Origin of the sequence: Pseudomonas yamanorum (assembly GCF_013386765.1) — a bacterium.
Classification (GTDB): Bacteria; Pseudomonadota; Gammaproteobacteria; order Pseudomonadales; family Pseudomonadaceae; genus Aquipseudomonas; species Aquipseudomonas yamanorum_A.
Map to the genome: position 1 here is coordinate 1 of NZ_JACARE010000070.1, position 10,698 is coordinate 10,698.

8 protein-coding genes are annotated in these 10,698 nt (G+C 65.0%); 7 read left to right on the forward strand and 1 reads right to left on the reverse strand.

Annotation, left to right across the window (positions count from 1 at the left end):
• Positions 1-111 precede the first annotated feature (111 nt).
• On the reverse strand, positions 112-1,104 hold the full coding sequence (locus HX875_RS31625) for a P1 family peptidase (protein WP_177048852.1): 993 nt from the start codon (positions 1,102-1,104) through the stop codon (positions 112-114).
• Between the two features lie 306 nt (positions 1,105-1,410).
• Between HX875_RS31625 and HX875_RS31630 the strand changes: the two genes are divergently transcribed.
• The 7 genes from HX875_RS31630 to HX875_RS31660 all read left to right on the forward strand — a co-directional run bounded on the left by HX875_RS31630 (position 1,411) and on the right by HX875_RS31660 (position 10,421).
• Positions 1,411-3,849: a TonB-dependent receptor plug domain-containing protein gene (locus HX875_RS31630; protein WP_177048853.1), complete on the forward strand. Its 2,439-nt coding sequence runs from the start codon at positions 1,411-1,413 to the stop codon at positions 3,847-3,849.
• A gap of 58 nt (positions 3,850-3,907) precedes the next feature.
• Positions 3,908-5,245 (forward strand): LLM class flavin-dependent oxidoreductase, encoded by a 1,338-nt coding sequence (locus tag HX875_RS31635; protein ID WP_177048854.1) that lies wholly within the window; start codon positions 3,908-3,910, stop codon positions 5,243-5,245.
• Complete coding sequence (locus HX875_RS31640; protein WP_177048855.1) at positions 5,242-6,159, forward strand: 5'/3'-nucleotidase SurE; 918 nt, start codon at positions 5,242-5,244, stop codon at positions 6,157-6,159. Before HX875_RS31635 ends, HX875_RS31640 begins: the two co-directional genes overlap by 4 nt.
• Positions 6,156-7,145 carry an LLM class flavin-dependent oxidoreductase gene (locus HX875_RS31645; RefSeq protein ID WP_177048857.1) on the forward strand — a complete coding sequence of 330 codons (990 nt, stop codon included), beginning with the start codon at positions 6,156-6,158 and terminating at the stop codon, positions 7,143-7,145. The genes HX875_RS31640 and HX875_RS31645 overlap by 4 nt, the downstream gene beginning before the upstream one ends.
• Positions 7,142-8,128 carry an LLM class flavin-dependent oxidoreductase gene (locus HX875_RS31650; protein WP_177048859.1) on the forward strand — a complete coding sequence of 329 codons (987 nt, stop codon included), beginning with the start codon at positions 7,142-7,144 and terminating at the stop codon, positions 8,126-8,128. The genes HX875_RS31645 and HX875_RS31650 overlap by 4 nt, the downstream gene beginning before the upstream one ends.
• Before the next feature lie 168 nt (positions 8,129-8,296).
• Complete coding sequence (locus HX875_RS31655; protein WP_177048861.1) at positions 8,297-9,289, forward strand: LLM class flavin-dependent oxidoreductase; 993 nt, start codon at positions 8,297-8,299, stop codon at positions 9,287-9,289.
• Positions 9,279-10,421, forward strand: a complete 1,143-nt coding sequence (locus HX875_RS31660; protein ID WP_177048863.1) for an LLM class flavin-dependent oxidoreductase — start codon at positions 9,279-9,281, stop codon at positions 10,419-10,421. Before HX875_RS31655 ends, HX875_RS31660 begins: the two co-directional genes overlap by 11 nt.
• Positions 10,422-10,698 lie beyond the last annotated feature (277 nt).

A 10,698-nucleotide genomic window follows, 5' to 3' on the forward strand; every position in this document is an offset into this window, starting at 1 on the left:
CCGACAGGCGGGGCAGAGCCCTTTGCTTACTTTGGGGCTTTTCCAAAGTGACTCGCTGTAAGAGCGAAACCATAAGCCGCCGTTACCTGAATAACGGATATACACCCCAACCTAAGCCCGCGCAGCAAACACCCCCCGCGCAATCGACCGAGCCACGCAGTCAGCCGCCGCCGACCCAATCCGCCCAATCTCCACCTGCCGCCGAGGCCCATCCGTCAACTCCACAGCCCCAGAGGCCAACGCAAAAACCGTATCCCCATCAAACGGCAAATGCGCCGGCCGCACCGCCCGGGCAATCCCGTCCTGGGCCATGATCGCCACCCGCTTGCACTCCGCCACCGTCAACCGCGCCGTACTCGCCACCACCACCAACGTCGTATTGGCCCCCGCTTGCAGGCGCCCCATGGAATCCAGCCGCGACAACTCCGGCATCGGGTCACTGCAATCCATCTCCGTGACGGGCCGCGCCCCACCAAACTCCCCCGCCACCTCCCACGGCCAAGCCCAAAACGTCTCACCATCCGGCATGTAGACCGAACCGATCGGATTGGCCACCACCAACGCAGCCACAACCAACCCATCCCCCAAATCCAGCGACGCCGTACCCAGCCCGCCTTTCAACACCCCGGCCATGGCCCCACGCCCAGCCCCGACCGAGCCCAGCTCAAAGTCCGGACCAGCGTTGGCCAGAGCCTCAAACCCCAACCGTCGATAAGGCGGCTCCAGGCCCCAATCCTTGTCGCCGCCATTGGCCAGGTCATGCAACACCGCCGCCGGCACGATAGGAATCGCCGGCGCACCCGGCTTCAAATGCAACCCCACCTGGTCTTGGGACAACTTCGCTGCCACCGCATCCGCCGCCCCCAGGCCAAACACCGAGCCACCGGCAAACACCAGGGCGTGCAACTGGCCAACCATGTTCTCCGGCTCCAGCGCCGCCGTTTCGCGACCGCCAGGGCCGCCACCACGAATGTCGATACTGGCAGTCCAGAAACCATCCGGGCGGATCACCGTGACGCCGGTGTCGGCATACAGGTCTGTGGCGTGGCCAACCTCCAGGCCGGGAATATCAGTGAGGGCGTTGCGCGGGCCGGGTCTAGGCATACAGAAAAGCTTCCTTGGGTTTAGGTATGGCGTGGGGAGAGCAAGGGGTGTGCCAAGCAGGCATTTCCCCGCCCCAGCGTACGCCAGCCGTCTCTCGGAAAAATCCCCTGCACAAAAACCAACACCCTGCCTTCCCGCCTGTTAGAAAAACACCACCCGCTACCCCAGCCCGCCAACAACCCCTTGTTATCCAAGACTTTTCAGCGATGGCACAGCCTTTGCTCTCCTGCCTCCACCAGAGCTTGAACTCAACAAGCCGCCCTCGAACAAGGCTCGTCGCCTAACCACACTGGAGTGTTGCACATCATGAATCCATCACGCGTCGCAGGCCGCCGCCAACCCGGCAAGGCCTTCGCCCATACCCTGTTGTTCCTCGCCGTGTGCGAGGCCGCCAGCTACAGCAGCCTGACCCTCGCCGCCGATGCCCCGGCCAGCGACAACCCGCTGGACACCGTCGTGGTGATCGGCAACCGTGGCCAGGCCCGCACCCTGGCCGAGAGCCCGGTGCCGGTGGATGTGATTTCCTCCAAGCAGTTGCTCGCCACCGGCCAGGGCGACCTGACCCGCGCCCTGAGCAAGGTGCTGCCGTCCCTCAACCAGCCGGCCTCGTCGGGCTTCGGCTCGACCTCGATCGTGCGCCCCATCAGCCTGCGTGGCCTGAACGGCGACCAGGTGCTGGTGCTGGTCAACGGCAAGCGCCGCCACAACAGCGCGCTGTTGAACAACGCGACCTCCCTCAACTCCGGCTCACAACCGGTAGACCTGGACATGATCCCCACCGCCCTGGTGGATCACATCGAAGTCCTGCGTGACGGGGCCTCGGCGCAATATGGCTCGGACGCCATCGGTGGGGTGATCAACATCGTGCTCAAGCAGACCGACCATGGCGGCAGCCTGTCCACCACCTACGGCCAGAACTATGAAAACGGCGACGGCGAAACCGTGCGCCAGACCGGCAACGTCGGCCTGGCCCTGCCCAACGACGGCTTCATCAACCTCGCCCTGGACGTGAAAAAACAGGACGTCTCGGACCGTTCCGACGCAGCGCCCTACACCGACAGTGCCGGCAACACCAGCCAGCGCCACACCTACTACGGCACTGGCCTGCCCGAGGCGAAGAACTTCAGCCTGGGCTACAACGCCGAATTGCCGGTCGCTGACGCGCTGACCCTGTACTCGTTCTCGACCTACACCCACCGCAACTCGGAAAAGCCCCTGGCCTTCCACCAGCCGGGCAGTTTCAACGGCATCCAGACGCCGTACCCGGAAGGTATCGAAGACAACCTGCGCTTCATCGAAGACGACTTCCAGGTGGCATTCGGCGGCAAGGGCCAGGCCGCCGGCTGGGACTATGACCTGTCGAGCACCTATGGCCAGGACCATGCCCGGGCCACCCTCACCGACACCTACAACCTGAGCTACGGCCCGACCTCGCCGACCTCGGTAGACACCGGCGTGAAAACCTTCAGCCAGTGGACCAACAACCTCGACCTGACCCGCGCCTTCGACCTCGGCCTGTACAAGCCGACGCAGATTTCCTGGGGCCTGGAACAGCGCTACGAAGACTACAAGATCGGCAAGGGCGACCTCGCCTCCTACGCCAGCGGGCCGTTCGACACCGGCGCCAACGGCGCGATTATTCCACCCGGGACCATTTCCGGTGCGGGCACTACCCCGGCCGATGCCGCGGAAAAAAGCCGCATCAGCCTCGCGGGCTACGGCGAAGTCGGTCAGGACTTCACGGACAAATGGCACGTGGACCTGGCCGGACGCTACGAGCACTACAACGATGGCTCGGGCACCACCACCAACGGCAAGATCTCCACCCGCTACCAACTGACGCCGATCCTGGCGGTGCGCGGCACCTTCAGTACCGGGTTCCGTGCGCCGTCCCTGGCCCAGCAGATCTACAGCTCCACCTCGCAAACCAGCGTCAACGGCCAACTGTTTGACTACCGCAACGTGGCGGTGAATTCCGACGTGGCCAAGGCGTTGGGTGCGACCACCCTCAAGCCGGAAAAGTCGACCAACTACAGCGTCGGGCTGACCCTGCAACCCACCGACAACACCAACATCACCCTGGATGCCTACCAGATCGTGATCAAGGACCGCATCGCCCAGACCGGCTACCTCGGCGGCACGCCGCAGATCAGCGCGATCCTCGCCGCCGCCGGGCTCAACCCCAACCAGGCAGTGACCTACTTCACCAACGCCCTCGACACCACCACCCGTGGCGTCGACCTGGTGGGCGACTACCGCCAGGACATCGGTGCCTATGGCAGCCTGAAATACAGCGCCGGCTTCAACTGGAACACCACCCAGATCGACTCGATCCACGCCTCGGCCGTGGCCGCCCAGGCCCTTGGCCCGGACGGTGGCTACGACCGTCAGCGCCAGGGCAACCTCAAGTACGGCCTGCCGCAATCCAAACTGCTGCTGGGCACCACCTGGACCTACGACAAAGTTGAAACCAGCCTCAACCTGACCCGCTACGGCTCCTACACCGAGTACGGCACCGCCGAGATCTACGACCGCAACTTCGCGCCGACCTGGATCACCGACCTGAACATCGACTACCACCTGACCAAGGCGGTGACCCTGAATGCCGGCGCCAACAACCTGTTCAACAAGTACCCGAAACGCACCGACCTGGTGAGCAGCTCCGGCGGCTTCCCCTACGGCACCTTTTCGCCTTACGGCACCACCGGTGGCTACTGGTACACCGGCGTGACGTACGCCTTCTGACCCAGCCCGCAGGGCCGGTTCGCCGACCCTGCGCCTGACCTTTCCCGGGAGCCTGTCCATGACCCGACGTACCGATCAACTCAAGCTGGGGGCCTTCCTGGCCAACAGCGGCCACCACGTATCGGCCTGGCGCCACCCGCTGGCACAGGCCGATGCCAGCCTGGATTTCGAGCACTTCAAGCACATTGCGCAAACCGCCGAGCGCGGCAAATTCGACGCCTTGTTCGTCGCCGATGTGGTCGCACTGTGGGGGCATCATCACGATGCACTCAGCCGAACGGCGCGGGCCGAGCACTTCGAACCCCTCACGCTGATGGCCGCCCTCGCCGCCGTCACGAGCAATATCGGCCTGATCGCCACCGCCACCACCAGCTACAACGAGCCGTACCACATCGCCCGCAAGTTCGCCTCCCTCGATCACCTGTCCAAGGGCCGCGCCGCTTGGAACCTGGTGACCTCGGTGGTCTCGGATGAAGCCTGGAACTTCGGCCGCGAAACCCATATCGACCACGGCGACCGCTACCAGCGCGCCGAAGAATTCCACGATGTGGTCAAGGGCCTGTGGGACAGCTGGGACGATGATGCCTTCACCCGCGACAAGGCCAGCGGTGAGTATTTCGACCCGGCCAAACTGCACACCCTGAACCATCGCGGCGAACACTTTTCCGTGCGTGGCCCGCTCAACGTCGCCCGCCCGCCGCAGGGCCATCCGGTGCTGGTACAGGCCGGTGCGTCGGAGCCCGGCAAGGCCCTCGCCGCCCGCGTCGCCGAGCTGATTTTTGCGGTCAACCATGACCTGGCCGGCGCCCAGGCGTTCTATCAGGACATCAAGCAACGGGCCGCCGCCTTTGGCCGTGACCCCGACCACGTCAAGATCCTGCCCGGTGTCACTCCGTTTATCGGCGAGACCCGCGAACAGGCCCAGGCGCTGTTCGAAGAATTCCAGGCCCTGGTCGACCCGGTACTGGGCCTGCGTTTCCTGGCCGACACCCTGGGCGATGACATCGACCTGTCGGGCTACGACCTTGACGGCCCGCTGCCGGAAACCCCGGTAGGCCAGCGCGGCAGCCGGCGCGACAAACTGCTGGAACTGGCCCGCAGCCAGAACCTGAGCATCCGCCAGCTGTACCTGCACCTGACCGCCGGCAACCCGGTGATCGGCACCGCCGAAGACATCGCCGACTTCTTCCAGCAGTGGTTCGAAGCCCGTGCCTGTGACGGCTTTAACGTGTTCTTCCCGTACTTCCCCGGCGGCATCGACCTGTTCGTCGACCAGGTGATTCCACTGCTGCAACAACGCGGGCTGTTCCGCACCGAATACGAAGGCACCACCCTGCGGGAAAACCTCGGCCTGCCGCGCCCGACCAACCGTTTTACCCAAGGAGCAAAACCATGAAGCACAGCGCATGGATGCTGGCGCTCGGCAGCCTGGTCGCCTCGAAGGCCTTCGCCCTGAACATTTTGCTGAGCAACGACGACGGCTATCAGCACCCCAATATTCGCGCCCTTTACACCGAGCTCAAGGCCCAGGGGCATACGGTGCGGATTGCCGCGCCGCAAGCCGACCAGAGCGCCCGGGGCGGCGCGTTTTTCTTTGGCCGCGAAGTCACCGTCGGCCATGACGACGACCCGGCCTATCCCGACAGTTACTACATCAGCACCACCGAAAACGGCGTGTGCCAAAGCCCCGAGTGCGCGGGTAAGGACGTGCAGATCGAGATCAGCGGCACGCCGGTGATGGCCTTGCTGATGGGCCTGAAAAAAGTCATGCCCCATCCCGACCTGGTGATCGTCGGCCCCAACCCCGGGAATAACCTGGGGGCGATCAACAGCGCCTCCGGCACGTTCAACGTCGCGAGTGTCGCGGTGCAGGCGGGCATTCCGGCGCTGGCGGTCAGCACCGACTTGAAAGAGGCCGACCCACAGCGCGCGGCCCTGCTGGTGGCGAAGCTGGTCAACGCCCTGGACCAGCATCGCCAACCCGACGGCGCGCTCTTGCCCAAGGGCCTGGGCCTGAACATCAACCTGCCAAAAGACCCGCAGATCAAGGGTGTGAAACTCACCCGAATCGGCAGCTACGTGGGCTTTGAAGCGGTGTACACCGACGACCTCAAGCAATTCAAGCTGCCAGGCAAACCCGGCATTGGCTTCCAGTACAGCCCCGCCGCCACCGCCGAGCAACAGAAGCAGGATGAAGCGGTATGGCTGAACAAGGGTTACCTGACCATCAGCCCATTCAGCGGCCTGCCGGAGTCGATCAATGCCGGCCCCGCGCTGCAAAAACAACTGGCCCGCGAGGTGCAGCCATGAGTTCGCGTTTTTCCCTGGGGTTTCTCAGCCGAGTCTACAGCCCGGGCTTCGATCCCAAGGTCTACCGCGACACGCTGGAGCTGTTCAAGGTCGCTGAAGAACTGGGCTTCGACAGTGGCTGGGTGGCGCAGCACCACTTCGCCAGCGAACACGGCCGCCTGCCCTCGCCTCTGGTATTGCTCGCCGCCATCGCCCAGCGCACCCGCCGGATCAGCCTCGGTACCGGGATTATCGTGCTGCCCCAGGAAGCGCCGCTGCGCCTGGCGGAAGACGCCTCGGTGCTGGACTTGTTGAGCAATGGCCGGCTGGAACTGGGCCTGGGCGCAGGCTTCGATCCTGAGACCTTTACGGCGTTCGGCCGCGAGCCGCAGGCGCGCCACCGCGACTATGAGCAACACCTGCAAGAGTTGCTTCACGCCCTGGGTAACGCGCCACTGACCGACAGTGGCTCACGCCTGCTGCCACGGGCCGCCGGCCTCGGGCAGCGAATCTGGGAAGCCACTTCACGGGTGGAACTGGTAGCCGAGCGCGGCCACGGCCTGATCATGGCGCCGAACCCGCATTTACCGCCTGAAGCCGGCGTGGAGCTGGTCAACCGCTATCGCAACGCCTGGACCGGCGACAACGGCACCCCGCCCCGCATCGCCCGGGTGCAAGCACTGATCCCGAACCCGGACGCCGCCACACGCCAGGACATCCAGGCCTACGTGCGGCGCCAGCAAAGCATCGGCGTGTACAAGGCGCCGGTGGACGATGATTTCGACACCACCCTCAAGCGCCTCGGGATCCTGCACGGGCCGGTCGAGCAGATCATCGAGCAGCTGCAGCAAGGCCCGACCCTGACCGCCAACGACCACCTGGTGCTGCAAGTGCAGACCACCAGCACCCCGCTGCGTGATGCGATCCGTGCCCTGGAAATCATCCGCGAACAGATCGCCCCGGCCCTGGGCTGGCAACCGACCCTGCCTCAAGGAACCCTGTCATGAGCTTCAAACTGGGCTTTCTCAGCCACGCCTTTGGCGATGATCCACAGCAGGTCTATCGCGACCTGATCGAACAATTCGAAGTCGCCGAAGCCCTGGGTTTTGACGGTGGCTGGATTGCCCAGCACCACCTGAGCAACGGCTTTGGCCGGCTGCCGTCGCCGCTGGTATTGCTGGCGGCGGTGGCCGAGCGTACCCGGCATATCGAACTGGGCACCGGGGTGATCGTGCTGCCGTTTGAAGACCCGATCCGCCTGGCGGAAGACGCCAGCGTGCTCGACGCCCTGAGCGGCGGCCGGGTGCAACTGGGTCTGGGCAGCGGCGGCGCCAACCTCGACAACTTCAGCGCCTTTGGACGTGATGCCCTGCAACGCCAGGTCGACTTCAGCGACAGCCAGCAGCAGGTCCAGCAGTTACTCGACGGCGAACCGCTGACGCCCCACAACCCATTGACCCTGCAACCGCCAGCAACCGGTTTGAGCAGCCGCTTGTGGCACTCCCACGGCAGCCTCGAAGGCGCGGCCTACACCGCGAGCCAAGGCAACGGCCTGCTCCTGGGCACCGCCACCCACGACCCGCTGACCGTGCAGAAACCCTTGGCCGATGCCTACCTGAACGCCTGGACCCGCACCGATCGCCAGCCGCGAATCGGCGTGGTGCGTGCAATTTTCCCGGCACCGGACCGGGCCAGTGCCCAAGCGGAATTGGCGGTGGACATTGAGCGACACATCCCGCGCCTGCAACGCGAAGGCCTGATTGATCAAGCCGTGGACCTGCAGGAACACCTGCGCCTGATGAACGTGCACCACGGCCATCCCGACGAAGTGATCGAAAGCCTGCAGCGGGACCCGTCGCTGCTGCCCTATGCTGACTACCTGATCGCGGTGGTCCAGGCCGAAAGCTCGACCCAGGCCCAGATCCTCAAGCGCCTGGAAATCATCGCCCGGGACATCGCCCCGGCCCTCGGATGGCGAGGACGAGAGTAGGATGATCAAACACCCCGAAAGCGTCAGCTCCCGTAGCAGCTGTCGAGTGAAACGAGGCTGCGTTGCGGTGTGTCAGATACACCGCGAACGCAGCCTCGCTGGGGCTCGACAGCTGCTACGACGACGACGACGACGCGTGATGCTGATGCCAAACTATGGAGCCCGTGTATGCCCCTTGAATTCAGTTGGTTGATGCCCCTCTGTACCCCCGACTGGGCGGCGCGGCCGGGGCAATGGATCCAGCTGGCCCAGGCGGTGGAATACGCCGGCATCGACGGCCTGTGGATCCCCGGCGGCGCCCTGTGCGCCGACAGCCTCGGGGTGGCGGCGGCACTGTGCGCCCATACCCGGCGGGTGCAGTTGTCGGTCAGCGTGCCGCCGGAAGTCATGCTCCCGGCCGCCCTGGCCACCACCCTGCAAAGCCTGCAATCCATCAGCAGCCACCGGGTGCGCCTGCACTTGCCCGACGGCGAACAAGGCAGCCTGCGCAGCGCCTTTGGCGAATGGCTGAACCGCGACCAGCGCAGCGAGCGCATCGGCGAATACCTGGACATCCTCCAGCAACTGCTGGCCCCGAATGACGGTGGCCTGGATTACCAAGGCCGCTACTTCCAACTGGAAAACGCCGGCGTCGCCCGCCGCGAACTGCCCGCCCCGCCCCTGGTGCTGGACGACAGCCAAAGCCACGCGCTGGTGGCCGGGCACGCCCAAGTCTGCCTGTTGCGGCCCGGGCATCCGCAGTGGCTGGCCCAGGAAATACGGCGCTGGCGCCAGCTGCAACCGAGCCTGGCCTTTGCCTGTACCTTTGGCCTGATCATCGGCGACAGCGAAGACCTGGCATGGGAAACCGCCGCCGCGCTGCTGCCGACCCAGGACCTGCCCAACCACCGCATCGCCACCGTGCCCCGCGACCGTCACCCGTTGCGCCAGTGGGAGATCCACCCGAACCTGCTGCAACTGCACCCCGGCCAACCGCTGATCCTGGTGGGCACACCCCGTCAAATCGCCACGCGCCTGCAGGAACTGCACGGCCTGGGCGTTGGCCACATCATCCTGCAAGGCGGCCCGGCGGTCAGCGAAGTGCTGCGCTTTGGGGAACAGATCCTGCCGCTGCTTTTTCAACACGGCCTGCGCAAGGAGCGCCTGCACCATGAACACTGAGGTTCGCCCACCGATCCAGCTTGACTGGTTCCTGCCCACCAACGGCGACGGCCGCCACCTCACCAGCAGCGGCCTGCCCAAGGTCGGGCTGTTCCAGCAAGGCGAACGCGCGCCGACCCTCGATTACCTGCGCCAGATCGTGCGAGCCACCGAACAGGCCGGGTTTGACGGGATCATGGTGCCTACTGCCAGTGGGTTCGAAGACCCATGGCTGATTACTGCGGTGCTGGCCCAGGAAGTGCGGCGGCTTAAGTTCCTCCTGACGTTGCGGCCTGGCATGGAACTGCCTGCTTATACCGCCCACCGTGCGGCGACCTTGCAACTGCTCAGCGAGAACCGGCTGGCGTTGCATGTGGTGACGGGGTCCAGCCGCTTCGAGCAGCGTTCGTTGGGGGATTTTCTTGAGCACGATGAGCGTTATGCGCGGACTGCCGAGTTCTTGCAGGTGTTCCAGGCGGTGTGGGCTGGCAAGCAGCCGGCGCATCCGGGGCGGTATTACCGCAGCGGGATCAACACGCCGGTGGCGCCTGGGGCCGAGGTGCCGGCGATTTATTTTGGGGGTGCGTCAGAGGCGGCTGAGCAGGTGGGCGCTGCCCATGCTCAGACGTACCTGATGTGGTGTGAGCCGCCGGCGATGATTGCCGAGCGGGTGGTGCGGATGCGGGAGTTGGCCGCGTTGCAGGGGCGGACGTTGCGCTTTGGGTTGCGCTTGCACATCTTTGCCGATCGCACCGACGAGGCGGCCTGGGCGCATGTTGAGCGGCTGCTGGAGGAGATTCCCAAGGACGCCATTGACCAGGCGCAACGGCAGATGGCCAAGTATGAATCGGTGGGGCAGAGTCGCCAGACTGAATTGATGAAAGGCCGTGGGCGTGGGGCGCGGGAGTTGGAGGTTTCGGCCAACCTCTGGGCCGGGGTGGGCCTGGTCCGTGGGGGGGCCGGGACGGCGTTGGTGGGGAGTTATGAGCGGGTGGCGGAGCGGATCGAGGAGTATCACCAGTTGGGGGTGGACAGCTTTATTTTGTCGGGGTTTCCGCATCTCGAGGAGTCGATTCACGTGGGGGCCGAGGTGTTGCCCCTGTTGCGCAGGATAGGTGCTTCGGCGCGGGGTGCTGAGGTGGGCCGGGGGTGAGTACATATCCATTTCTTCGGTAACGGCTGATATCGGTTCCGCTCTTACAGCGGCTCACTTTTGAAAAGCGCAAAAGTAAGCAAAACGCTCTTGCCCCACCACTCGGCACCTCGCTAAGGCTCGGTGTGCCCGCACTCCGGCATTACTCCGCGGGCCGCCGCGACGGGGCGTCCCTGCCCCGTCGCGGCTAAACCGGCGTCCTGCCGGTTTACCCGCTCCGTACTACCTGCGTTCGGCCAGCGTGGTTTAACGGGGCGCCTAAGATCAAGATCAAAAG